General features: G+C 65.1%; 22 protein-coding genes. 13 read left to right on the top strand and 9 right to left on the bottom strand.

The features are described 5' to 3' along the window. Positions 1-19: 19 nt before the first annotated feature. The 3 genes from ACVIGB_RS31745 (at position 20) to ACVIGB_RS31735 (ending at position 2449) form a co-directional block, all read left to right on the top strand. On the top strand, positions 20-358 hold the full coding sequence (locus tag ACVIGB_RS31745) for a P-II family nitrogen regulator (RefSeq protein WP_044539269.1): 339 nt from the start codon (positions 20-22) through the stop codon (positions 356-358). A 39-nt stretch (positions 359-397) separates the two neighbouring features. Further along, on the top strand, positions 398-1846 hold the full coding sequence (locus tag ACVIGB_RS31740) for an ammonium transporter (RefSeq protein WP_092121104.1): 1449 nt from the start codon (positions 398-400) through the stop codon (positions 1844-1846). Positions 1847-2044: 198 nt separating this feature from the next. Further along, positions 2045-2449: a GFA family protein gene (locus tag ACVIGB_RS31735; RefSeq protein WP_092121101.1), complete on the top strand. Its 405-nt coding sequence runs from the start codon at positions 2045-2047 to the stop codon at positions 2447-2449. Between the two features lie 275 nt (positions 2450-2724). On the opposite strand, the gene ACVIGB_RS31730 is transcribed toward ACVIGB_RS31735, so the two are convergent. Next, positions 2725-3498, bottom strand: coding sequence for a GGDEF domain-containing protein (locus ACVIGB_RS31730; RefSeq protein ID WP_456719713.1), 774 nt, complete (start codon positions 3496-3498; stop codon positions 2725-2727). Positions 3499-3631: 133 nt separating this feature from the next. Then, positions 3632-4105, bottom strand: a complete 474-nt coding sequence (locus tag ACVIGB_RS31725; protein ID WP_456719714.1) for an NUDIX hydrolase — start codon at positions 4103-4105, stop codon at positions 3632-3634. Positions 4106-4296: 191 nt separating this feature from the next. On the opposite strand from ACVIGB_RS31725, the gene ACVIGB_RS31720 reads away from it, so the two are divergent. The 4 genes from ACVIGB_RS31720 to ACVIGB_RS31705 all read left to right on the top strand — a co-directional run bounded on the left by ACVIGB_RS31720 (position 4297) and on the right by ACVIGB_RS31705 (position 9924). Continuing rightward, a complete protein-coding gene (locus ACVIGB_RS31720) occupies positions 4297-5523 on the top strand; it encodes an aminotransferase class I/II-fold pyridoxal phosphate-dependent enzyme (RefSeq protein ID WP_456719715.1) in 1227 nt (408 codons plus the stop codon). Positions 5524-5539: 16 nt separating this feature from the next. Next, complete coding sequence (locus tag ACVIGB_RS31715; RefSeq protein ID WP_456719716.1) at positions 5540-8026, top strand: DNA translocase FtsK; 2487 nt, start codon at positions 5540-5542, stop codon at positions 8024-8026. Positions 8027-8126: 100 nt separating this feature from the next. Beyond that, positions 8127-8951, top strand: a complete 825-nt coding sequence (locus ACVIGB_RS31710) for an outer membrane lipoprotein carrier protein LolA (RefSeq protein ID WP_456719717.1) — start codon at positions 8127-8129, stop codon at positions 8949-8951. Positions 8952-9108: 157 nt separating this feature from the next. Then, complete coding sequence (locus ACVIGB_RS31705; protein ID WP_456719718.1) at positions 9109-9924, top strand: exodeoxyribonuclease III; 816 nt, start codon at positions 9109-9111, stop codon at positions 9922-9924. Positions 9925-10092: 168 nt separating this feature from the next. Here ACVIGB_RS31705 and ACVIGB_RS31700 read toward each other — a convergent pair whose 3' ends face one another. Both ACVIGB_RS31700 and ACVIGB_RS31695 read right to left on the bottom strand, forming a co-directional pair. Next, positions 10093-10533: a Crp/Fnr family transcriptional regulator gene (locus tag ACVIGB_RS31700; RefSeq protein ID WP_176534510.1), complete on the bottom strand. Its 441-nt coding sequence runs from the start codon at positions 10531-10533 to the stop codon at positions 10093-10095. 57 nt (positions 10534-10590) lie between these two features. Further along, positions 10591-11277, bottom strand: coding sequence for a response regulator transcription factor (locus ACVIGB_RS31695; protein ID WP_016841446.1), 687 nt, complete (start codon positions 11275-11277; stop codon positions 10591-10593). A gap of 242 nt (positions 11278-11519) precedes the next feature. Here ACVIGB_RS31695 and ACVIGB_RS31690 point away from each other — a divergent pair, with 242 nt between their 5' ends. Then, the gene (locus ACVIGB_RS31690; protein WP_456719719.1) at positions 11520-12059 is read left to right on the top strand and encodes a L,D-transpeptidase family protein; all 540 of its coding nucleotides are present in this window, start codon (positions 11520-11522) and stop codon (positions 12057-12059) included. 116 nt (positions 12060-12175) lie between these two features. After that, positions 12176-12961 (top strand): 2-keto-4-pentenoate hydratase, encoded by a 786-nt coding sequence (locus tag ACVIGB_RS31685; protein ID WP_456719720.1) that lies wholly within the window; start codon positions 12176-12178, stop codon positions 12959-12961. A gap of 167 nt (positions 12962-13128) precedes the next feature. On the opposite strand, the gene ACVIGB_RS31680 is transcribed toward ACVIGB_RS31685, so the two are convergent. Then, the gene (locus ACVIGB_RS31680; protein ID WP_456719721.1) at positions 13129-13833 is read right to left on the bottom strand and encodes a YggS family pyridoxal phosphate-dependent enzyme; all 705 of its coding nucleotides are present in this window, start codon (positions 13831-13833) and stop codon (positions 13129-13131) included. Between the two features lie 108 nt (positions 13834-13941). Between ACVIGB_RS31680 and ACVIGB_RS31675 the strand changes: the two genes are divergently transcribed. From ACVIGB_RS31675 to holA, 4 genes are all read left to right on the top strand, one after another. After that, positions 13942-15633 (top strand): sensor domain-containing diguanylate cyclase, encoded by a 1692-nt coding sequence (locus ACVIGB_RS31675; RefSeq protein ID WP_456719722.1) that lies wholly within the window; start codon positions 13942-13944, stop codon positions 15631-15633. Between the two features lie 339 nt (positions 15634-15972). Beyond that, the gene (gene leuS, locus ACVIGB_RS31670; RefSeq protein ID WP_456719723.1) at positions 15973-18597 is read left to right on the top strand and encodes a leucine--tRNA ligase; all 2625 of its coding nucleotides are present in this window, start codon (positions 15973-15975) and stop codon (positions 18595-18597) included. After that, positions 18584-19141: an LPS assembly lipoprotein LptE gene (gene lptE, locus ACVIGB_RS31665; RefSeq protein WP_456719724.1), complete on the top strand. Its 558-nt coding sequence runs from the start codon at positions 18584-18586 to the stop codon at positions 19139-19141. Before leuS ends, lptE begins: the two co-directional genes overlap by 14 nt. Positions 19142-19149: 8 nt before the next feature. Next, a complete protein-coding gene (holA, locus tag ACVIGB_RS31660; RefSeq protein ID WP_456719725.1) occupies positions 19150-20181 on the top strand; it encodes a DNA polymerase III subunit delta in 1032 nt (343 codons plus the stop codon). A 123-nt stretch (positions 20182-20304) separates the two neighbouring features. On the opposite strand, the gene ACVIGB_RS31655 is transcribed toward holA, so the two are convergent. The 4 genes from ACVIGB_RS31655 to mnmG form a co-directional block, all read right to left on the bottom strand. After that, positions 20305-21195, bottom strand: a complete 891-nt coding sequence (locus ACVIGB_RS31655) for a ParB/RepB/Spo0J family partition protein (protein ID WP_456719726.1) — start codon at positions 21193-21195, stop codon at positions 20305-20307. A 141-nt stretch (positions 21196-21336) separates the two neighbouring features. After that, the gene (locus ACVIGB_RS31650; protein ID WP_207834163.1) at positions 21337-22188 is read right to left on the bottom strand and encodes a ParA family protein; all 852 of its coding nucleotides are present in this window, start codon (positions 22186-22188) and stop codon (positions 21337-21339) included. 31 nt (positions 22189-22219) lie between these two features. Next, complete coding sequence (gene rsmG, locus ACVIGB_RS31645; protein ID WP_456719727.1) at positions 22220-22885, bottom strand: 16S rRNA (guanine(527)-N(7))-methyltransferase RsmG; 666 nt, start codon at positions 22883-22885, stop codon at positions 22220-22222. Between the two features lie 120 nt (positions 22886-23005). Continuing rightward, positions 23006-24883 carry a tRNA uridine-5-carboxymethylaminomethyl(34) synthesis enzyme MnmG gene (gene mnmG / locus ACVIGB_RS31640; protein WP_456749250.1) on the bottom strand — a complete coding sequence of 626 codons (1878 nt, stop codon included), beginning with the start codon at positions 24881-24883 and terminating at the stop codon, positions 23006-23008. Between the last annotated feature and the right edge of the window lie 152 nt (positions 24884-25035).

The following is a 25035-nucleotide window of genomic DNA, read 5'->3' as shown; positions in this document are numbered from 1 at the left end:
CCAAGCGGGGATAGGACTCATGAAAATTGTTATGGCGATCATTAAGCCATTCAAGCTGGAAGAGGTCCGTGACGCCCTGACCGCCATTGGCGTTCACGGTCTCACGGTGACGGAAGTCAAGGGGTACGGCCGCCAGAAGGGCCATACGGAAATCTATCGCGGCGCCGAATATGCGGTGAGCTTCCTGCCCAAGATCAAGATCGAGGTCGCAGTCGCCTCCGATCAGGTCGACAAGACCATCGACGCCATCACCGCCGCCGCCAAGACCGGACAGATCGGCGACGGCAAGATCTTCGTCATCAGCCTCGAGCACGCCGTGCGCATCCGCACCGGCGAGGCCGATGCCGCGGCCCTCTGATTTCGCGCTCAACCTTTAAGACCTCAGGAGTGAAATAACATGACGTTCAAGCGTCCCTATGGCGCGGGATTGGCGGCCCTCGCAGTCGGCCTCTTTGCCGCGACCGCCGCCTACGCCGAGCCAACCGTCAACAAGGGCGACAACGCCTGGATGCTGACATCGACGGTGCTGGTGCTGTTGATGACCATTCCGGGCCTCGCGCTGTTCTATGGCGGTCTCGTCCGCTCCAAGAACATGCTCTCGGTGCTGGCGCAGGTGTTCTACACCGTCTGCATCGTCACCGTGCTCTGGGCCCTCTACGGCTACAGCCTCGCCTTCACCGGCGGCTCCGACTTCATCGGCGGCTTCTCCAAGGCCTTCCTGATGGGCGTCACGCCGGATTCCAAGGCCGCGACCTTCTCGGTCGACGCCAACATCTCGGAGCTCGTCTATGTGTGCTTCCAGATGACCTTCGCGGCGATCACGCCGGCCCTCATCGTCGGCGCCTTTGCCGAGCGCATGAAGTTCGCGGCGATCGCGCTGTTCATCCCGATCTGGGTCACCGTGATCTACTTCCCGATCGCGCACATGGTCTGGTACTGGCCGGGCCCGGACGCGATCCAGGATGCCGCCAAGGCGCTCGCCGCCGCGGCTGACGGCGATGCCAAGACGAAGGCGCAGGCCGCCCTCGACGCGATCAACGCCGACGCCGGCTGGATCTTCAAGAAGGGGGCGATCGACTTCGCCGGCGGCACCGTCGTGCACATCAACGCGGGCATCGCCGGCCTCGTCGGCGCGCTGCTGATCGGCAAGCGCACCGGCTACGGCAAGGATCTGATGGCTCCGCACTCGCTGACCATGACCATGATCGGCGCCTCGCTGCTCTGGGTCGGCTGGTTCGGCTTCAACGCTGGTTCGAACCTCGAAGCCAATGGCGGCGCTGCGCTCGCCATGACCAACTCCTTCGTGGCCACGGCTGCGGCGGCGCTGGCCTGGATGTTCGCGGAATGGATCATCAAGGGCCATCCCTCGCTGCTCGGCGCGCTCTCGGGCGCGGTCGCGGGCCTCGTCGCGGTGACGCCTGCGGCCGGTTACGCCGGTCCGATGGGTGCCATCGTGCTCGGCCTCGTGGTTGGCGTGGTCTGCCTGTTCTTCTGCACGGTCGTGAAGAACGCGCTCGGCTATGACGACTCGCTCGATGTGTTCGGCGTCCACTGCGTCGGCGGCATCATCGGCGCGCTCGGCACCGGCATCCTGGTCAACCCGGCGCTCGGTGGTGCCGGCATCATCGACTACACCGCGATCCCGCCGAAGGTTGCCGATTACGACTTCGTGGCGCAGATGACCTCGCAGTGCTGGGGCGTCGCCACAACGCTGGTGTGGTCGGGCATCGGCTCTGCGATCCTCTACAAGATCGTGGACGTGATCGTCGGCCTGCGTGCCAACGTCGAGACCGAGCGTGAAGGCCTCGACATCACCGAGCACACGGAGCGCGCCTACAACATGTGAGTTCTCCCGGGGCGCGACCTCCCCAAGCGGTCGTTCCCAGAACTACGGTCCGGGCACATACCCGGCAATGTCCGGACCGTTGAGGGGCTCCAGCGCAAGTTGGAGCCCCTTTCTTTTTTCTGCGGCTTGAGAAAATATTGTCGGAATTGCCTGCTATTGTGGAATGACAGGCTACAGACAAAAAACCGGGAGGACGTCATGAAGGTGCAAGGCAGGTGCTATTGCGGCAACGTGCGCTATGAGGCCGAAGGCGAACCGATGATGGCGGCGCAATGCCTGTGCCGCGAATGCCAATACATCACGGGCGGCGGACCGAACATGTTCATGGCGATGCCGACCACCGGCTTCAAATACACCGCCAGCCAACCCAAGCAGTTCACCCGGAAGGACCTCGAACGCGCCGTGACGCGCGAATTCTGCCCGGAATGCGGCACGCATCTCGTGACCAAGGTGCCGGGCCTGCCCGCCACGATCCTGAAGGTCGGCACGTTCGACGACCCCAGCGTGTTCGCCCCACAGATGACGATCTACACCTGCGACAAGCAGACCTTCCACCATCTGCCCGAGGGCAAGCCGTCGTTCGAGAAGCTGCCGGCGCGGTAGACATCACATCGAGTACGTAGCCCGGATGGAGCGCAGCGCAATCCCGGAACGGTGTCTACGTGGGCGATACTGCCCCGGATTTCGCTTCGCTGCATCCGGGCTACGGGTCTCCGTCTTCTCCTTCCCCCTGAAAGGGGGAAGGTCGGGATGGGGGTCAGCCTCAGGCGACGCTGCAAGTGGATAGACCAGATCCCCACCCGCTTTGCTCTCCGAGCAAAGCGACCTCCCCTTTTCAAGGGGAGGTTGGAGCATTCATCGCCCGGATGCCGACAACCTCACGCCGCGTCGCGCGCGTGCTCGACTCGGTCGCGGCCGTGGCGCTTGGCGGCGTAGAGTGCCTGGTCGGCGGTTCGCATCAAATTGCCGAGATCGAAGCCGGAGTCCTTTAAGGTGAAGCCGATGCTGATCGTCACCGGCAGCTGGGTCACGCCGTCGAGGATCGTGCGCGCCGCGCAATCGCGGCGGATTTCCTCGGCGCCGCGCGCCGTCTGCTCGTGGCTCAGGCCGGTCACGACGGCTGCGAATTCCTCGCCACCGTAACGGGCGACCAGCGCACCATGCCGGATCGCGAACTGGCGCAGCACGTCGGCGATCTCGACCAGCACCTTGTCGCCGATCTCATGTCCGTAGCGGTCGTTGATCGACTTGAAATGATCGATGTCACACATCAGGACCGCCACCGACGCGCCACCCACCTGCGCCTGGTCGAGTGCGGCGGCGGCCTCAGTGTCGAAGCCGCGGCGGTTCAACAGGCCGGTCAGCTGGTCGGTTTGCGAGATCTGGGCCAGCTCGCGACGAGTATGCGCAAGCTCCAGCATCAACAGGCCGGCGCGATAGGACATCGCGCCACTGAGCGCGATCGAGATAAAGACGCCGGCGGTGAGCCCGAACAACTGCATCTGGCCGACCGTGATCGGCGCGGCCAGATCGCGGCCAAACACGAGCATGCCGATGGTGAACGACATCACCGCGGTCGTGCCGGCGGCAATCACCATCACCTTGCCGGTGCGGCGCAGAACATCGCCGTGTGTCTCGATCCTGATGGCCATGTCCGTCTGCACGTCCTCGCAATACGCGGGATCATTCGGTCGTGCTGTGTTGCGAATTGCTGAAGGAACTCGTGACGTGTGCGCTGGCCTTAATGGCGGGTAAAGCGGATCACTCGAATGCACGGCATTGCTGTCAGTCGATCAGGACTTCCTCGTCCGGCAGCTCGCTTGGCGCGCCGTCGCGCAAATAGCTTTCGAGGATGCCGGCCAGCGACAGCGGCGTGAGGCGCTCCGCCGCGCGGGATAGATCGGCGATCGGCCACCAGCGAAAGCAATCGAGCACCTTCACCTCCGTCTTGTCGCTCATCACGGGCGCGAATCGGTCCGTGTGGACGATCCGGTATTCTTCCTTCTGGGAGATCCGCCGGCCACCCCAGTTGAAGATGTGATGTCGCCGCCAGACGGCGGGACCGGGCTGAAAATCGACCAGCCCCAATTCCTCGGCCAATTCCCGCTGCAACGCCGCTTCCGGCGTCTCGCCGTCCTCGATGCCGCCGCCGGGCGCGATCCAGAAACAGTCGCCGCCGTGCGGCGGGCGAATCCGCATCAGCAGGACCTCGCGCTCGCCCGCGATGATGAGCGCCCTGACGGCGCGGCGATGGATCATGTCCCGGTGCAATTTTGATGCGGCTTTTCAATGCGTTTTCTGAGGGGGTGCTGATATCACGCGCCGGCCAAACGTGCCGCGCCGCCGATGGTTAATCGCGTCTTAACCTCGCCCTATCTATGGTGATTTGATCGGTTTACGGTCGGCTCCCCCTCACCTCCGACCGCAGTGAAAGTGCTGGCTTTTCAACCATGGCAATGACCGCCTCATCCGGCGTGGCGCAGGGCGCCGCCGATGCCACATCCGCCGGCCAGGCCGAGCGCTCCCCATTCGTGCGAACCACCGAACTGCTGGCGCCGTACCAGCCGGCTAAGCCCTTGATTACACTGTCGGTCGGCGAGCCGCAGCATCCCGTGCCGGATTTCGTCGGGCCGGTGCTGGCGAAGCACACCGCCGAGTTCGGCCGCTACCCGATGGCCAAGGGCATCGAGCCGTTCCGCCGCGCGGTCTCGACCTGGCTGGGAAGCCGGTTCCAGTTGCCGCGTCCGGTCGATCCGGAGAGCGAGGTGTTGGTGCTGAACGGCAGCCGTGAGGGGCTGTTCTTTGCGGCGATCACAGCCGCGCGCCACGTTGCCCCGCGCAAGGGGCGGCCGGCGATCCTGATGCCGAATCCGTTCTATCCGGCCTATGGCGCCGGCGCGCGCGCGGCCGGCTGCGAGCAGATCCATTTGCCGACCACGCTCGCCAACGGTTTCCTGCCTGACCTTGATGCGATCAACGAGGCGACATGGGCCCGCACCGTCGCGTTCTTCATCGCATCGCCGGCGAACCCGCAAGGTTCGGTCGCCTCGCGCGCCTATTTCGCGCGGCTGAAGGAGCTCGCCGACCGGTTCGGCTTCATGATTCTCTCCGACGAGTGCTACTCGGAGATCTACACCCGCGAGGCGCCGGGCAGCATGCTGGAATGCGCCGGGCCCGACTACAGAAATGTCGTTGCATTTCAGTCGCTGTCGAAGCGCTCGAACCTGCCGGGCATGCGGGTCGGCTTCGCCGCCGGCGACCGGAAGTTTCTCGCCGCGTTCCTTGAGCTGCGCAACGTCGCCGCGCCGCAGGTGCCGGTGCCGCTGCAGCATGTCGCGGTCGCCGCCTATGGCGACGAGGCTCATGTCGAGGAGAATCGCAGGCTCTATCGCATCAAGTTCGATTTCGCCGACCAGATCCTCGGCAACCGCTACGGCTACAAGCGTCCCGCCGGCGGCTTCTGCGTCTGGCTCGACGTCTCTGACCGCGGCGGCGACGAGGCGGTGACCGTCAGGCTCTATCGCGACGCCGGCGTTCGCGTGATTCCGGGCAGCTATCTGGCGCGCGAGCAGAACGACGGTTCCAATCCGGGCGCGGGCTATATCCGCCTTGCGCTGGTCTCCGACAGTGAATCGACGGCCGAGGCGATGCATCGCCTGGTCGAAACCCTGGGTTAATCGCGAAGCGCGAAGATTGAGTATGCCAGCGATCGAACGTGTCATCCCCCTGGTCGGCCATCTGCCGCTCTCGTTGCGCGAGGCGCTGGCGCGACGGCTGCGCGAACTCACCGGGCTCGGCCTGATTGCGCTGTCGGGCGCCATCACCGCTGCGCTGATGACCTGGTCGGTGCAGGATCCGTCGCTGAGCCACGCCACCTCGCGCGCGATCCGCAACGTGCTCGGCTATCCCGGCGCGATCGGCGCCGACCTGCTGATGCAGATTCTCGGCCTCGGCGCCATCATGCTGCTGCTGCCGGTCGCGGTCTGGGGTTGGCGGATGCTGACGCATCGTCCGTTCGATCGCGAGGCATTGCGGCTCGGCTGCTGGATCCTGTGCACGGTGATCGCGGCGGGTTTTGCCAGCTGCTGGCCGCACAACACCGCCTGGCCGCTGCCGACCGGGCTCGGCGGCGTGGTCGGCGACGCGCTGCTGCGCACACCGGCCGTCGTGTTCGGGCCGCCCGGCTTCATCTATCGCGTCGTGCTCGGCCTGATCCTGTTTGTCGCGATGGCCGCGAGCTTCCTGTTCGCCTGCGGTTGGGGCGCCAAGGAAGAGGACGAGGAGCTGACGCCGATCTCTGACGACGACGAGCCGTTCGTCGAGGACGAAGACAACGACCGCAGCTCGGTCTCGCTGGGCTGGCTGTTCCACGCGCTGATGAGCGCGAAGGCACGGCTCGGCTGGCTGTTCTCGACCGCCTACAAATCGCTGGTCTCGAGCGGATCGCAGGGCCGCAGCAGTGCGGCGTTCGAGCGTCAGGAGCCCAATATCGGCGGCGGCCGCGCGGCGCCGTCGATCGCGCCCGCGGCTGACGACCATGATGAGGACGAAGACGAGGCCGAGGCTTTCGACGACGAGGAAGAAGAGGATGACGAGGAGGAAGCTCCCGTCACCCGCGCCCCGCGCAAGAAGGCCGAGCCGAAGCCGAAGAAGAAGAACTCCGACAAGTTCGAGCTGCCGTCGGTCTCGGTGCTCAGTGCGCCGAAGGCGAGCGATCGCCAGCCGCTGAGCAAGGCCGAGCTCGAAGCCAATTCGCGTTCGCTGGAAGGCGTGCTGCAGGATTTCGGCGTGCGCGGCGAGATCGTCAAGGCCAACCCAGGCCCGGTGGTCACGCTGTACGAACTGGAGCCCGCGCCCGGCATCAAGTCGTCGCGCGTGATCGGATTGTCCGACGACATCGCCCGCTCGATGAGCGCGCTGTCGGCCCGCGTCGCCGTGGTCGCCGGACGCAATGCGATCGGCATCGAGCTGCCGAACGCGCATCGCGAGAAGGTCTATCTGCGCGAGCTCTTGGTCGCCAAGGAAAGCGTCGATTCGGTTGCGAAGCTGCCGCTGTGTCTCGGCAAGACGATCGGCGGCGATCCCGTCATCATCGACCTCGCGCGCACGCCGCATATGCTGATCGCCGGCACCACCGGCTCCGGCAAATCGGTCGCGATCAACACCATGATCCTGAGCCTGGTCTACCGGCTGCGTCCGGATCAGTGCCGCCTGATCATGGTCGATCCGAAGATGCTCGAACTCTCGGTCTATGACGGCATCCCGCATCTCTTGACGCCCGTCGTCACCGACCCGAAGAAAGCCGTTGTCGCGCTGAAATGGGCGGTGCGCGAGATGGAAGAGCGCTACAAGCGAATGGCCAAGCTCGGCGTGCGCAACATCGACGGCTACAATGCGCGCCTCGTCGAAGCCAAGGCCAAGGGCGAAGAGCTGACGCGCACCGTGCACACCGGCTTCGACAAGGAGAGCGGCAAGGCGATCTACGAGGAAGAGAAGCTCGACCTCGAGCCGCTGCCCTACATCGTCATCATCGTCGACGAAATGGCCGACTTGATGATGGTCGCCGGCAAGGACATCGAAGGCGCGGTGCAGCGCCTCGCGCAGATGGCGCGCGCCGCCGGCCTGCATGTGATCCTCGCCACGCAGCGTCCGTCGGTCGACGTCATCACCGGCACGATCAAGGCGAACTTCCCGACCCGCATCGCCTTCCAGGTGACGTCGAAGATCGACAGCCGCACCATTCTCGGCGAGATGGGCGCCGAGCAGCTGCTCGGCCAGGGCGACATGCTCTACATGGCAGGCGGCGGCCGCATCAGCCGCGTGCACGGCCCGTTCGCGTCCGACGAGGAAGTCGAGAAGGTGGTGCGTCACCTCAAGACGCAGGGCCAGCCGGAATATCTCGAAGCCGTCACCGCGGAAGAGCCGACCGACGAGGACGGCGCCGTGTTCGATGCCACCGGCATGGGCGGCGACGGCGGCGGCGATCTGTTCACGCAGGCGGTTGCGATCGTCAAGCGCGACCGCAAGGCGTCGACCTCCTACATCCAGCGCCGGCTGCAGATCGGCTACAACCGCGCCGCCTCGCTGATGGAGCGGATGGAACTTGAGGGCATCGTCGGCCCGGCGAATCACGCCGGAAAGCGTGAAATCCTGGTCGGGGAGGAAGAGGGCCAGTTCTGATCGGGGGCGATCATCATGGAAAAACCATATCTCCCTCGGAAGAGGCGGGATAAAATCCGGCGAAGCGGGACGAGCGTCGAACAGAGACCTGACATATCTGATGGCAAAACATCTCATTGACCGCGGCACGCGCACTGCGCTGGCTCTTCTCGTCACCGCCGCGATCGCCGGCGGCGCGACTGCGCAGAATGCGCCGGCGACGCCGAAACCGGTGGCCAACGCCGGACCGAAGGCTGCGCCGAAGGCCAAGGACGCCGGCGCGCAGAGCAATGCGGACAAGGGCCCGACCACCACAGGCGCCACCCAGGCACCGCCGGACCCGGTGATTCCCGATCCGCGCCGCAACGTCCCCGCCAACATCTTCCAGACCTTCGACGCCAATCAGAAGGCGCAGGCCGCCAAGGTCTCGGCCTATCTGTCGTCGCTGCAGACGCTGGTCGGGAATTTCGTCCAGGTCGGCCCCGACGGCACCAAGACCAAGGGCGATTTCTACATCCAGAAGCCCGGCAAGCTGCGCTTCGAATATGACAATCCGAGCACCATCGAGGTGATCGCCGACGGCTCGTCGGTCGCGGTGCGCGACCGCAGGCTCGCGACCCAGGACATCTATCCGCTGTCGCAGACCCCGCTGCGCTATCTGCTGTCGGACCGCATCGACCTGATGAAGGACACCAACGTCGTCAGCGTCACCGCCGACGACGTGTTCGTCAGCATCACGATCGAGGAGAAGCAGGCGCTGGTCGGCACCAGCCGCTTCCTGCTGATGATCGGCGCCAAGGACGGCAAGCTCAAGCAGTGGACCGTCACCGACCCGCAGGGCTACGACACGACAGTTGCGGTCTACAATCTCGACGCGACGCAGAAGCCCGATCCGGGGCTGTTCAAGATCGACTTCACGACCTATCCGGGTTCTTCGCCGGGGTGAACGGGATGCCGTAGGATGGGTAGAGCGCAGCGAAACCCATCGACTTCGATCCGCGTGGCGAGATGATGGGTTTCGCTTCGCTCTACCCATCCTGCAAGCGCTTGCTTGTGGACAAAGCGCTAACCCGCGCCGAGAACCGTGCTAAGACGCACCTCTCATGCGGTTCTCCGTCACCACCTGGAACATCAATTCGGTGCGCCTGCGCATCGACATCGTCGCCAAATTCCTGAAGAGCGCGCGGCCGGATGTGCTGTGCCTGCAGGAGACCAAATGCATCGACGATGCGTTTCCGCTGAAGCGCTTCAAGCGGCTCGGCTACGACCACATCGCGCTGAACGGACAGAAGGGCTATCACGGCGTCGCCATCGTCTCGCGCCTGCCGTTCGAGACGACCGACATCAGGACGTTCTGCGACAAGATCGACTCGCGGCATATCTCGGTGTCCTTCGGCGAGAAAGCGCAGCTTTCGAAACCGCTGGTGCTGCATAATTTCTACGTGCCGGCCGGCGGTGACATTCCCGATCCCGCGCTCAACCCGAAGTTCGAGCACAAGCTGCAATTCCTCGACGAGATGAAGGCGTGCGAGCCGCTGCATCCGCGCGGGGACGACCGCCACATCCTGGTCGGCGACCTCAACGTCGCACCGCATGAGCACGACGTGTGGTCGCACAAGCAGCTGTTGAAGGTCGTCTCGCACACGCCGGTCGAAACCGAGAAACTGCTCGCCGCCCAGGCGCATGGCGAATGGTTCGACGTCGCGCGCGAGCGGATCCCGATGTCGGAAAAGGTCTACACCTGGTGGAGCTATCGCGCCGCGGACTGGACCGTCGGCGACCGCGGCCGCAGGCTCGATCACATCTGGGTCTCGCGCGCGCTGAAGGATCACGTCAGCGACTTCAAGATCACCCGCGACGCCCGCAGCTGGGAGCGGCCGTCGGATCATGTGCCCGTCACGGCGGTGATGGAGGTTTAGACTCGCTGTCGTTCCTGCCTAGTGCGCAATTGCGCACGGGAGCAGGGACCCATAACCACAGGGCTCCGAAATTGGCAAAGCCGTCGACCCTTGTGCCCTAAAGATGGGCCGCGGCGTATGGGTCCCGGATCGCGCTCGCGATGCTCGCTTGTCCGGGACGACGAGGAATTACGTACTCAGCTTCCCGCCCGCTATCAGGATATCGCTCGCCAGCTGGCTGGTGCGCAGCGCGAGCTCGTCGCGGAGGCGGCGGGCTGCGGCCGGATCGCTTTCCAGCACGCGCTGGAACAGGCTGCGCGCGACGCGGATCACCGAGCCGCGCTCCAGCGCGGTCGCGGTCGAGGGCCGTTTCATCGCGACGATCAATGCGAGCTCGCCGATCAGCGCGCCGGGACCGGCGATGATCTCGGCGCCGCCTTCCTCGACCCGGAACGTGCCGCGCTGCACGACATAGCCGGCATCGGCCGTGTCGCCGGTCTTGAACAGCACCTCGCCTGCGTTGAAATCGCGTTGCTCGGAGCCGATCGCCAGCATGCGCAAGGAGCTGTCGCCCAACAGACGCATCGTCGGGACCTGCTCAAGCAGGGCTACGTCATCATCGATCGACATTCAGGGCCGGTAACCGCGGTGCGCCTCGATTTCACGAATCGTTGAGCGCGAAGCGTATCACGGCACCAGCTTGTAGCCACCGGCTTCCGTCACCAGGATTTCCGGGTTGGCGGCATCCTTCTCGATCTTCTGGCGGAGGCGGTAGATGTGGGTTTCCAGCGTGTGGGTGGTGACGCCGGAATTGTAGCCCCAGACTTCCTGGAGCAGGGTCTCGCGCGACACCGGCATCTGGCCGGCGCGGTAAAGGAAGCGCAGGATCGCGGTTTCCTTCTCGGTCAGCCGCACCTTCCTTGCATTGGCGCCGGTGAGCATCTTCGAGCCGGGCCGGAACGAGTAGGGGCCGACCGAGAACACAGCGTCCTCGCTGGCCTCGTGCTGGCGGAGCTGCGCCCGGATCCGGGCCAGCAGCACCGCGAAGCGGAACGGCTTCGCCACATAGTCGTTGGCGCCGCTTTCGAGGCCAAGGATGGTGTCTGAATCGGTGTCGTGGCCGGTCAGCATGATGATCGGGGCCTTGAAGCCGCCCTTGCGCAGGCTGCGCACCACTTCACGGCCGTCGGTGTCGGGCAGGCCGACATCCATCAGGACCAGATCGGGAGAATTGGCTTTGGCGGCAGTGGCGCCCTTGGCGCCCGTGTCGACTGCGGAGGCTTCGAACTCCTCGTGCAGGGACAGCTGCTCGACCAGCGTATCGCGCAGATCGGTATCGTCATCCACGATCAAGATCTTGCGGGCATTGGCCATAGGTACAATCCTTCGGGGGCGGGGCGGTCAGAAGCGGGGGGCGCTTATGGCCGTAGCATCGGCTAGATACGTGCTCAGGTAGGCCATCGTTACCGATTCACAAGGCAGCGCAGTCTACCTCAAATCCGGCGGGGCAGGACGTGAATGTCCTGTAATGCCGGGAGATAGAATGACCGAACCGTCCAAGGCAAGTTCAGTTTTGAACGATTCTTAAGGGAAGACCAGCTATTTCAATCACTTATATGACAGCGAAACGTGATCGCCCGCTCTCCGTCATCGAGGTCCGCAGCGCCGCCGGCGACCCGCGCCGAGGCTGGCTGACGGCCGATGGCTGGACCGTTCCCGTGGCACTCGGACGCGGCGGCATCCTCGCCAACAAGCGCGAGGGCGACGGCGGCACGCCGCGCGGCATCTTCCATCCGCGGCAGCTCTGGTGGCGCGCCGACCGGCACCGGCGTCCGGTGACCTTCCTGCCGGCGCGGCCGATCCGCCGCGAGGACGCCTGGTGCGAGGACCCCGCCGATCGCCATTACAACCAGCCGATCCGGCTCGACCGGGAGCAGGGCGGCGACCGCCTGACGCGTGAGGATCACCTCTACGACTTCATTGTCGAGATCGACCACAACGCCGCGCCGCGCATCGCCGGCCGCGGCAGCGCCGTGTTCCTGCATCTGGCGCGGCCGAATTTCGGGCCGACCGCGGGCTGCGTCTCGATGACGAAGGCGTCGATGCTGCGGCTGCTGCGGCGGATCTCGCCGCAGACCAAAATCATCATCGGGTAAAATTCTCGAATAGCTGAGCATCGGTTTTCCCACGCGACAAGCGCGACGCGTTTGTGCTGAGATTGCGCGCAGCAGAAAAACATTCCCAAGAATGATTCACGGGGGAAGCGAAAACCATGCTCGACAACAACCAGATCGCCGCCGCTGCAAAAGTCCTGCACGATCACTGGCACGCCGGAACAAAACTTGCCGCGCTCGATGGCGCCATGCGGCCGCGCGACCGCGCCGAGGGTTACGCGGTGCAGGCTCAGCTGGAGAAGACATCGCGCGAAAAACTGTTCGGCTGGAAGATCGCGGCGACCAGCGAGGCCGGCCAGAAGCATATCAATGTCGCAGGGCCGCTCGCCGGGCGCATCCTTGCCGGCACATTGATCGCTGATGGCGGCACCGCATCGATGAAGGGCAACGAGATGCGCGTCGGCGAACCGGAATACGCCTTCCGCATGGCGCGCGATCTCGCGCCGCGCGCCACGCCCTACAGCGTACAGGAGGTGCTCGACGCGGTCGGCACGCTGCATCCCGCGATCGAGATTCCGGATTCGCGCTTCGCCGATTTCGCATCGGCCGGCGAGGCGCAGCTGATCGCCGACAATGCCTGCGCGCATCTGTTCGTGCTCGGACCTGCAACGTCAGCCGACTGGCGCGCGATCGATCTGGTCGAGCAGCGCCCGACCATCACGCTGCGCGGCGAGCGCTACACCGGCCACGGCAAGAACGTGCTCGGCGATCCCCGTGTGGCACTCGCCTGGTGCGCCAACGAGCTGCGCGCGCTCGGGCTGACCTTGCGGGCAGGGGAGGTCGTCACCACCGGCACCTGCCATACGCCGCTGCCGATTCAGGCCGGCGATGTGTTTGCAGCCGATTTCGGCGCGATCGGAAAAGTGTCGGTGAAGTTCGCGTAGGCGGCGCGCGCTCACCGCACACACACAGCCGTCGTCCCTGCGCAAGCAGGGACCCATAACCACCGAAGTCAGTTGTTGTGCGCGGATCGAACCGCGTGCCCATTGCGATGGCAGCGGCGTATGGGTCCCTGCTCCCCGTGCGCATGCGCACTAGGCAGGGACGACAGTTAGATATGCGCCACCGTCCGCGACCCGAAGATCGCCGAGCCCACCCGCACATGGGTGGCGCCCATCTGGATCGCCACCGCGAAATCCGCGCTCATGCCCATCGAGAGATTTGTCAGCCCGTTGCGCGCGGCGATCTTGGCGCACAGCGCAAAATGCGGCGCCGGGGCCTGGTCGACCGGCGGGATGCACATCAGCCCTGAAATCTGCAGGCCATATTTGTCGCGGCATGCCGCGATGAAGGCATCCGCATCCTGCGGCGCGACGCCGGCCTTCTGCGGCTCCTCGCCGGTATTGATCTGGACGAACAGCTCCGGATGCTTCGCTTGATTTTTGATTTCCTTGGCTAACGCTTCGCAAATGCTGGCGCGGTCGACCGAATGGATCGCATCGAACAGCGCGACCGCTTCCTTGGCCTTGTTCGACTGCAACGGCCCGATCAGATGCAGCTGCAGTCCCGGATGAGCCTGGATCAATTCCGGCCACTTGCCCTTGGCCTCCTGCACGCGGTTTTCGCCAAATACGCGCTGTCCGGCGCCGATAATCGGCAAAATTGCGTCGGCCGCGAATGTCTTCGACACCGCGATCAAGGTCACTGAGGCGCGGTCGCGCCGCGCTTCCTTGCAGGCGTGCGCGATCTCCTTTTCCACGACGGCGAGGCCGTGTGGTGAATCAGCCGATAACGGCGCGGTCGGGCTTTGTGTCATGCTTGTGCCGTTCTCTGACAGGCGCGGGGGTTGGCTCGAATTTTACCAAATTCGGGAAAGGCTTTTTGAAGCCCCTCACTCTACCTTGCGCCCGGGCAAGGGACCAGAATGTCGGGCGTCACTTTCAACCGCAACCGGGTCAGACTCAAGAAGGTTCTGGGCATTCGTGCCCGGCTCGCCTTGCTTGCGGTGATGCTGGTCGCGCCCTTGATGCTCGATCGCGTCCGCACGCTGGAGAATTTCCGCTCGACGCAGATCGCGCAGGCCGCGGCGGGCTATGCCAACCTCACCGCGCACGCCGCCGAGACCCAGCGCGAGGTGGTCTCCTCGGTCGAGACCATGCTGAAATCGGCCGCCTATATCCGCGCCTCCGGCGGCATCGGACAGAGCTGCGAAGTATTGCGCGCCAGCCTGCCGACGGTGCTGCCATGGATCCGCAGCATCATGTTCGTCTCCAGGGACGGGCTGGTACAGTGTTCGACGCTCAACAGCCAGGTCGGACTCAATCTCGGCGACCGCGAATATTTCAAGAAGGCGCAGGACAACCGCGGCTTCGTGTTCAGCGACTATCTGCGCGGCAGGACCAATGGCCGCCCGATGATGATGGCCGCCTATCCGGTGGCCGCGATCAATCCGGAGCTCGACTCCATCGTCGTCGCCGGCATCAACATCGACTGGCTGTCGCAGATCATGGCCAATCTCGGCGGCCAGCCCGGCATGTCGGCCGTGCTGGTCGACTCGACCGGCGTCGTGGTCGCAGCCCCCGCGGATCATGCGAGCCTGATCGGCCGCTCGCTCGACACCATCCCCTTGATGTCGGCGATTGCGGAGAAGGCGCTGAGCTACGACGAACCGTCAGGCTCAGTGTCGTTCACGGCTTCCGACGGCGCGCAGCGCACGCTGAGCTTCGCCCGCATCGCCGGAACGCAGTCCCGCCTGATCGTGAGCATGGATGAGGCCAAGGTGACGGCGGCGATCAGCCGCGAGATCCGCACCGCCTATCTGCAGCTTGGCTTCGTCTGTCTCTTCGTTTTGTTGGGTGCCCTCGTCGGCGCGGAGCGGCTCGTCATCCATCCGATCGAGCTGATGACCAGCATGGCGCGCCGGTTCGGCGAGGGCGACTGGTCGGCGCGCGTCGCCAAGCACAGACTGCCGTCGGAATTCGTGCCGCTGGCGCGCGCCTTCAACGCGATGGCGGCGCAGCTCAGCCAGCGCGAGCGCGAGCTCGTGGCGTCCAACGATCGTCTCACCGTGATGGCCTCGATCGATGCGCTGTCCGGCCTCGCCAACCGCCGCGGCTTCCAGAGCCGGCTCGATTTCGAGTGGATGCGGGCGCAGCAGTATGAATGCGAGCTGTCGCTGATGATGATCGATGTCGATCATTTCAAGCTCTACAACGACACCTACGGCCATCCCGAAGGCGACGTCTGCCTGACCCGGATCGGCGAGACGCTGGCCGGGATCGCCGCCGACACCATGGGCTTCGCCGGCCGCTATGGCGGCGAGGAATTTTGTCTGTTGTTGCCGAACACCGACGCCGCGCACGCACTCGCGATCGGCGAGACCGTGCGCACCGCAGTGCTCGGCCTCGCGGTGCCGCACGCGCCCTCGAGCCATTGCGTCGTCACCGTCAGCGTCGGCGTCGCCACGACCAAGCCGAACGAGACCCAGCGCCCCGGCGATCTGATCGAAGCGGCGGATGCCGCCCTCTACGCCGCCAAACGCCGCGGCAGGAATGCCGTGATCGAGCACGGGTTCTTGCAGACGCTGGATGAAGCAGGGATGGCGCTCGCGAGTTAAGCGGCGTCGCGAGGACGCGGAACCATGACCACCGGTGACGCCGCACCTTCGGTGTCGTCCTGGCGAAGGCCAGGACCCATTACCCCCGCTGGGTGCACGGAGCTGGGGCCGCGGTCCGTTATCCCAACAGAACCCTGTGGTTATGGGTCCTGGCTTGCGCCAGGACGACGGGGAGGCTGAGGGCGACGCCCCCTGCGACGGCGCAGGGCGGCTGCGCGACGGGATCGGGCGTTTGGAGCCCCCAAGCCGTTGACCCCATGGGCGATTTTATGGCCTAGTCCGCCGTCCCCGGATGGGACCCGAAAATCACCCAAAGCCACCCAGAATCCCTGCGATTTCATGACCGCCGAACGCTACAACGCCCGTGAATCCGAGCCCCGCTGGCAAGCCACCTGGGACGAAAAGGCGATCTTCGCCTCCAAGAACGACGATCCGCGGCCGAAATATTACGTGCTCGAGATGTTCCCGTATCCGTCGGGGCGCATCCATATCGGCCATGTCCGCAACTACACGCTCGGCGACGTGCTGGCCCGCTTCATGCGCGCCAAGGGCTTCAACGTGCTGCACCCGATGGGCTGGGATGCGTTCGGCCTGCCGGCGGAGAATGCCGCGATCGAGCGCAAGGTGGCGCCGAAGGCCTGGACCTACGACAACATCGCCGCGATGAAGAAGCAGCTCAAGTCGATCGGGCTGTCGCTCGACTGGAGCCGGGAGTTCGCGACCTGCGATCCCAGCTACTACAAGCATCAGCAGAAGATGTTCCTGGACATGCTGCGCGCCGGCCTCGCCGAGCGCGAGAAGCGCAAGCTGAACTGGGATCCGGTCGATATGACCGTGCTCGCCAACGAGCAGGTGATCGACGGCCGCGGCTGGCGCTCGGGCGCCATCGTCGAGCAGCGTGAGATGAGCCAGTGGGTCTTCAAGATCACGAAGTACGCGCAGGAGCTGCTGGAAGCGCTGGACGGTCTCGACCGCTGGCCCGACAAGGTGCGGCTGATGCAGCGCAACTGGATCGGCCGCTCCGAGGGCCTATTGATCCGCTTCGCGCTGGATCCTGCGACCACGCCAGCCGGCGAGAGCGAGCTGAAGATCTTCACCACACGGCCGGACACGCTGTTCGGCGCAAAATTCATGGCGATCTCGGCGGATCATCCGCTGGCGCAGGCGGCTGCGGCAAAGAATCCGAAGCTTGCCGAGTTCATCGCCGACATCAAGAAGATCGGCACCGCGCAGTCGATCATCGACACCGCCGAGAAGCAGGGCTTCGACACCGGCATCAAGGCGGTGCATCCGTTCGATCCGACCTGGAAGCTGCCGGTCTATGTCGCGAACTTCGTGCTGATGGAATACGGCACCGGCGCCATCTTCGGCTGCCCGGCGCACGACCAACGCGACCTCGACTTCGTCAACAAATACGGCCTCGGCAACGTGCCGGTGGTCTGCCCCGAGGGACAGGACCCGAAGACGTTTTTCATCACCGACACCGCCTATGACGGTGACGGCCGCATGATCAATTCCCGCTTCCTCGATGGCATGACGATCGACGAGGCCAAGGAAGAGGTTGCGAAACGGCTGGAAGCCGAGCTGCGCGGCAACGCGCCGGTCGGCGAGCGGCAGGTGAATTTCCGGCTGCGTGACTGGGGCATTTCGCGCCAGCGCTATTGGGGCTGCCCGATTCCCGTCATCCACTGTCCGACCTGCGACGTGGTGCCGGTGCCCGACGACCAGCTGCCGGTGACGCTGCCTGAGGATGTCAGCTTCGACAGACCGGGCAACGCGCTCGACCATCACCCGACCTGGAAGCACGTCACTTGCCCGAAGTGCGGCGGCAAGGCGGTGCGCGAGACCGACACGATGGACACCTTCGTGGACTCGTCGTGGTACTTCGCGCGCTTCACCGATCCCTGGAACGAGACCGCGCCGACCACGCCCGCGGTCGCCAACCGGATGATGCCGGTCGACCAGTATATCGGCGGCGTCGAGCACGCGATCCTGCATCTGCTCTACAGCCGCTTCTTCACCCGCGCGATGAAGGCCACCGGCCACATCGACATGAGCGAGCCGTTCGCCGGCATGTTCACCCAGGGCATGGTGGTGCACGAGACCTACCAGAAGGCCGACGGCACCTGGGTCACGCCGGCCGAGGTGAAGATCGAGGTTGGCGGCAATGGCCGCCGCGCGATGCTGATGGCGACAGGCGAGGACATCGAGATCGGCCCGATCGAGAAGATGTCGAAGTCGAAGAAGAACACCGTCGACCCCGACGACATCATCGCAAGCTACGGCGCCGACGTCGCGCGCTGGTTCATGCTGTCCGACTCGCCGCCGGATCGCGACGTGATCTGGAGCGACGAACGCGTGCAGGGCGCCTCGCGCTTCGTGCAGCGGCTGTGGCGGCTGGTGAACGAAGCGGCCGAGATCGCCAAGCTGGCGCCGGCGGCCCGGCCCGGCACCTTCGGGCCCGAGGCTCTCGGCTTGCGCAAGGCGGCCCATGGCGCGCTCGACAAGGTGTCGTCCGGGATCGAGCGGCTGCATTTCAACGTCTGCCTCGCCCATATCCGCGAATTCGCCAATGCACTGTCCGAGGTGCTGGCGAAAGGTGACAAGCCTGCCCCGGATGTCGCCTGGGCGGTGAAAGAGGCTGCGACCATCCTGGTCCAGCTGTTCTCGCCAATGATGCCGCACCTGGCCGAGGAGTGCTGGGTGGTTCTGGGCCAGTCCGGGCTGGTTTCCGAGGCCGATTGGCCGCAAATCGAACGCGATTTGCTGGTCGAAGACAGCGTGACCCTGGTCGTCCAGGTCAACGGTAAAAAACGAGGTGATGTTACCGTGCCACGGGCGGCGCAAAATGCGGATATAGAGGCTGCCGTTTTGGCGCTCGATGCGGTAAAAGCCGCACTGGGCGGCAAACCCGTCCGCAAGGTGATCGTGGTGCCCATGAGGATCGTCAATGTTGTCGGCTAGGATCAGGATCGCCGCCCGGCTGGTGGCCGTGGCAGCCTTGGCCGCGCTGACGGCTGGTTGCTTCCAGCCGATGTATGCCGAGCGCACCCTCGATGGTCAGTCATCCGCCTTGCGTGAAAAGCTGATGGGCGTCGAGGTTCCGCCGGTCGACAAAGCGAATGCGTCCCGCGAGGCCCGGGTCGGCGTCGAGGTTCGCAACGCCCTCGCCTTCAAGCTCTACGGCACTGCCACCGGCGCGCCTCCGACGCACCGGCTGGTGCTGCGCTTCACCACCAGCCGCTCCTCGCTGATGATCGATCCGACCACCGCGCTGCCGACCAGCGAGAACTACGGCATCGACGCCCAGTTCAACCTGGTCGAGATCGCCTCGAACAAGTCAGTCATGACCGGCACCACCTTCTCGCGCGTGTCCTATGACATGCCGGGCTCCTACCAGCGCTTCGCCCGTACCCGCGCCCTTCGCGACGCCGAGGACCGCGCCGCGCAGGAGATCGCCGACAACATCCAGACCCGCCTCGCCTCGTTCTTCTCAGCCGGGACCTGATCACCGCATTGGTCGCGCTTCGCGGAAAAGAGATCGACAGCTTCCTCGCCCGGCCTGACACGGGCCGTCCGATCATCCTGCTTTACGGCCCGGACCTCGGCCTGGTGCGCGAGCGCGCCGACGCGCTGATGGCCTCAGCCGTCGACGATCCCAACGATCCGTTCTCGCTGGTGCGGCTCGATGGCGACGAGCTCGCTGCCGAACCGTCGCGGCTGGTCGACGAGGCCATGACCGTGCCGCTGTTCGGCGGCCGCCGCGCCATCCGCGTCCGCGCCGGCTCGCGCAATTTCGCAAGCGGCGTCGAGACGCTGACCGAGACGCCAGCACTCAAGGATTGCCGCATCGTGATCGAGGCCGGCGAGCTCCGGCCGGAATCGCCGCTACGCAAGATCTGCGAGCGCGCCAAGACTGCGGTGGCGATCGGCTGCTATCCCGACACCGAACGCGACCTGACCAAGCTGATCGAGGACGAGCTGCGCGTCTCCAACCTGCGGCTCGCACAGGATGCGCGCGCGGTGCTGATGTCGCTGCTCGGCGGCGATCGCATGGCCTCGCGCAACGAGCTGCGCAAGCTCACGCTGTTCGCGCATGGCAAGGGCGAGATCACGCTCGACGACGTGATGACCGTGGTCTCCGACGCCTCCGAGCTGAAGCTCGATCCGATCGTCGACGGCGCGTTCGCCGGCAATGCCGCGCTGGTGGAAAGCGAGTTCACCAAAGCGATGGTCGCCGGCACCTATCCCGGCGTGATCATCTCGGCCGCGCAGCGTCAGGCGGCGTGGCTGCATAAATCGGCGCTTGCGATCGAGGACGGCACGCCGGCGTCAACCGTGCTCGACGGCGGATTCCCCCGGCTGCACTTCTCGCGCAAACCGGCGGTCGAGATCGCGCTGCGCAATTTCACGCCGCCGCGGCTGGTGAACGTGATCGACCAGCTCGCGACCGCGGCGCTCGACATGCGCAAACAGGCCGCGCTCGCCGCCGTCATCGCGCAGCGCGCGCTGCTGTCGATCGCGGCGAACGCGAAGCGGCGGGGGTGAGACACGATATTGGAGTGACGTCATTGCGAGCGAAGCGAAGCAATCCATCTTCCCGCATGCTCGGAAAGATGGATTGCTTCGTCGCTATCGCTCCTCGCAATGACGGAGACGGATGTCGGCGAGCTAGCCGCCCTCCAGCCGCCGCACCACCTCGTCAAGCTGCTCGAGGTTGCGGTAGCTGATCTGGACGGTGCCGCCGGGATCGCGATGGCTCACGGTGACGGCAAGGCCGAGCGCATCGCTGACGCGCTTCTCCAGCGCCAGCGTGTCGGCGTCCTTGTCGACCTTGGCCGCGGCGCTGCTCCGCGGCCTCTGCGGCTTGCGCTCCGGCACGCCCTCCTCATGCGCCAGCGCCTCGGCCTGACGGACGTTGAGGCCCTCGGCGACGATGCGCTTCGCGGCGGTGAGCGGATCGGGCACGCCGATCAGCGCGCGGGCGTGACCGGCGGAGAGATCGCCCTTCGAGATCAGCGCCTGCACCTCGGCGGGAAGCTTGGTCAGCCGCATCATGTTGGCGACATGGCTGCGGCTCTTGCCGACGATCTTGGCGATGTCTTCCTGGCTGCGTTTGAACTCGTCGGCGAGCGCGTGATAGCCCAGCGCCTCTTCCATCGCGTTGAGGTCTTCGCGCTGGACGTTCTCGATGATCATGATCTCGAGCGCGTCTGCATCGCTGACCTCGACCGGCACGATCGGCACTTCATGCAGGCCGGCGAGTTGCGAGGCGCGCCAGCGGCGTTCGCCGGCGATGATCTCGTAGCGGTCCTGCACGCCCTTGATCGCGCGCACCACGATCGGCTGGATCACGCCCCGCGCCTTGATCGAATCGGCGAGCTCGCCGAGCTCGGTGTCGGCGAAGCTGCGCCGCGGATTGCGCGGGTTGGCCTTGAGGAATTCGATCGGCACCTTGCGCTGCGTGCGCGGCCGCTCGACATGCGCGGCCGCCTCGCCGCCGACATCTCCGATCAGGCTTGCCAGCCCGCGCCCCAGTCGCGAACGCGCTTCATCGGCCATTGTTGCGAGCTCCCTTGGATTCACACGCAGTACTCCAGACTTGAATTTCAGAATCGTCGAACGGGCCGCGCCCAGCGAAACCCATCGCTCTCATTGTGTGCAATGATGGGGTTCGCTTCACGGCGCCCATCCACCACATCGTCAATGCGCGCGCAGCTCGCGCTCGCGCTGGATCACTTCGGTGGCGAGCTTGAGATACGCATCGCTGCCGGCGCATTTGAGATCGTAGACCAGCACCGGCTTGCCGTAGGACGGCGCTTCCGAGATGCGCACGTTGCGCGGGATCATGGTGTCGTAGACCTTGTTGCCCATGAACTGGCGCACGTCGGCAACCACCTGGTTGGAGAGGTTGTTGCGCGAGTCGAACATGGTCAGCACGATGCCGTGGATCGACAGGGTCGGATTGAGCGTCGAGCGCACCTGCTCCACGGTCTGCAGCAATTGCGACAGACCTTCGAGCGCGAAGAACTCGCATTGCAGCGGCACCAGGATCGCATCCGACGCCGCCATCGCATTCACCGTGAGCAGATTGAGCGAGGGCGGGCAGTCGATCAGCACGTAGGTGTAATCGGAGTCGGGCGAGACGTTGTTGTTCAGCCCGGCGATCGCATCGCGCAGCCGGAAGGCGCGGCCCGGTGTGGTGCCGAGCTCGAGCTCAAGGCCGGAGAGATCCATGGTGGAGGCTGCGATATGCAGCCGCGGCACCGCGGTCGCGACCACGGCATCGCGCAGCGGCGCTTCACCGATCAGGACGTCGTAGGTCGAGCAGCTGCGGTTGCGGCGATCGATGCCGAGACCGGTCGAGGCGTTGCCCTGCGGATCGAGATCGACGATCAGAACGCGCTCGCCAATCGCTGCGAGTGCAGTGCCAAGATTGATCGCTGTGGTGGTCTTGCCGACGCCGCCCTTCTGGTTGGCGAGCGACAGGATGCGCGGATGGCCAGGCGGCTGGGACGCCTTATCCTCTTGATAAACCTCGTCCATCACAGTCATACCAAAATACCATTTGCTCTTGCGGAGTCCCCTAGCGCCGCTCGATTGACCCGAGTTCGACGATCCAGCCCTGTCCGCCGGTCCGGCTGGAGTGTAGCTTTGGCTCAATAATCCAATATTTAGTGGCCTCGGTCAATTCGGCCTCTACATCTTGACCCTTCAAAAACAGCGCCTTCGCACCCTTTTTGACCCACGGCTCCGCAAAGCCGATGAGTTGATGTAACGGAGCCAGCGCTCGCGCGGTGACGCAATCGATGGGAGCGGCGATTCTATCCACAGTATCCCCGATATCAGCCAGATGCACCGTTCCCGGTGACGCCGTGACCCGTATCGCCTCGCGCAAGAATGCGGCCTTCTTGGCGGTTCGCTCAACCAGATGGATCCGTGCGCCGGGTGTCTCGGCCAACGCACAGGCGAGGACGACACCGGGAAAGCCGCCGCCGCTGCCGAGATCGACCCAGGATTTTGCTGAGGGCGCGAGGCTCAGAAGCTGCAGCGAATCGGAGACATGCCGGGTCCAGAGATTCGTCAGCGTGGAGGGTGCGACGAGATTGGTCTTGGCCTGCCACTCCAGCAGGAGAGCGACGTAGCGATCGAGCCGCGCCTCTGTTTCACGTGAAACAGGCGTGAGCGCGAGCGCTGCGGCCTTGTCCTTGGCGGAGACGCTGAGTGGGGCGGATTGCGGGGCTGGAGCCATTCTTGGTGCAGGCCGTTTGTCGGACGTAGTGAAAGCCGGTGGTGAGACAGACGAGCAGCGCGTCGGTCGATTCGCCTTCACAAAAGATAGGCGCTCACCCCTCGTGTTTCACGTGAAACGTCAGGCGGTGGCCGATTTCCGTCGTGCCTCGCGCCGCAGATAGGCAGCCAAAATACCCAGCGCCGCCGGCGTCATACCGTCGATCCGGCCCGCCTGCCCGACCGTCCGCGGCTGCACCTTCTGCAGCTTGGCGCGTGCTTCGTTCGAGAGGCCCGGCACATCGGCATAGTCGACATCGGTCAGGACCAAGCCCTCGTCGCGCCGGAAGGCGTCGACATCGGCGGTCTGGCGCTTCAGATAGACATCGTACTTGGCATCGATCTCGAGATGCACTGCGATCGCAGGGTCAATGGCCGACAGCTCGGGCCAGATCGCCTGGACTGCGGGCCACTCGATCTCCGGATAGGCCAGCAGCTCGAAGGCGGACCGACGATGACCGTCGCGATTGAGCGCCAGCCCATGCTTGGCGGCCTCATTCGGCGTGATCGCAAGCGACTTCGTTAGCCGCTTGGCGGCATCCAGCGCCGCCATTTTATCCCGATGGCGTTCCGCGCGAGCCGTACCGACGCATCCAAGCGCGATACCTTTGTCGGTCAACCGCTGATCGGCATTGTCGGCCCGCAGCGTCAGCCGGTATTCGGCCCGCGAGGTGAACATCCGATAGGGTTCGGTGATCCCGCGGGTGACGAGGTCGTCGATCATCACGCCGAGATAGCCGTCGGCGCGGTCGAACACGATCGGATCGGTCCCGCCGGCCGCCAGCGCGGCATTGACCCCGGCAACGATGCCCTGCCCCGCCGCCTCTTCGTAGCCCGTGGTGCCGTTGATCTGGCCGGCCAGGAAAAGCCCGCGCAGACGCTTGGTCTGCAAGGTCGGATCGAGCTCGCGCGGATCGACGTGGTCGTATTCGATCGCATAGCCCGGCCGGACCATCTTCACCCGCTCAAGGCCGGGGATACTGGCGAGGATCGCGAGCTGAACCTCTTCGGGCAGCGAGGTCGAGATGCCGTTAGGATAGACCGTGGTGTCGTCGAGCCCTTCCGGCTCCAGGAAGATCTGATGGCCGTCGCGGTCGCCAAAACGGACGATCTTGTCCTCGATCGAGGGACAATAGCGCGGTCCGGAGCTCTTGATCTGGCCCGAATACATCGGCGAGCGATGCACATTGGCCCGGATCACTTCATGGGTCGCTGGGGTGGTCCGGGTGATGCCGCACTGGATCTGCGGGGTCGTAATCCGGTCCGTCATGACCGAAAACGGCTCCGGAGGTTCGTCTCCGGGCTGCATTTCGACCGCGGACCAGTCGATCGTAGTGCCGTCGAGGCGTGGTGGCGTCCCGGTCTTGAGCCGGCCGAGCACAAAACCTGCCCGTTCGAACGACGCAGACAGACCCATCGCCGGCGCCTCGCCGACTCGGCCTGCCGGCCAGTTCTTCTCGCCGAGATGAATCAGACCGCGCAGGAAGGTGCCGGTCGTGATGACAACGGCACCCGCTGAAAGCTGACGGCCGTCACCCAGGCGAATGCCGGTCACGCGCCCATCAACGACAATCAGCTCATCCGCCTCGCCTTCGACGACGGTCAGGTTCGCAGTCTCGGTGATCGCCGCCTGCATCGCGGCCGCATAGAGCTTGCGGTCGGCCTGGGCCCGGGGCCCACGGACCGCCGGACCCTTCCGGCGATTGAGCATGCGGAACTGAATGCCGCCGGTGTCGGCGACCCGGCCCATCAAACCGTCCAGCGCGTCGACTTCGCGGACCAGATGGCCCTTGCCGAGGCCGCCGATCGCGGGATTGCAGGACATCGCGCCGATCGTCGCGAAACGATGGGTCACCACGGCTGTCTTCGCACCCATCCGGGCAGCCGCACTCGCGGCCTCGCAGCCGGCATGGCCGCCGCCGATGACGATGACGTCAAATGAGTCTGCCCTGATAGTCATGGCGGGACTTCTATCGCGGAGTGATGAAAGCCGGAAGAACGAAGTTGGGTCGTGGGTCCGAGAACCAACCCTGGGTCGAGATATGGATCGCTTCCGCCTTCGCCTAGCCTTCGGCGGATAAGCCACCTCGTTCGCAACAACAGGGGCGGACC

It is taken from the genome of Bradyrhizobium sp. USDA 4341 (assembly GCF_054063755.1).
The sequence above is the reverse complement of the archived record's forward strand: the minus strand, read 5'-3'. Positions and strand labels throughout refer to the sequence as shown.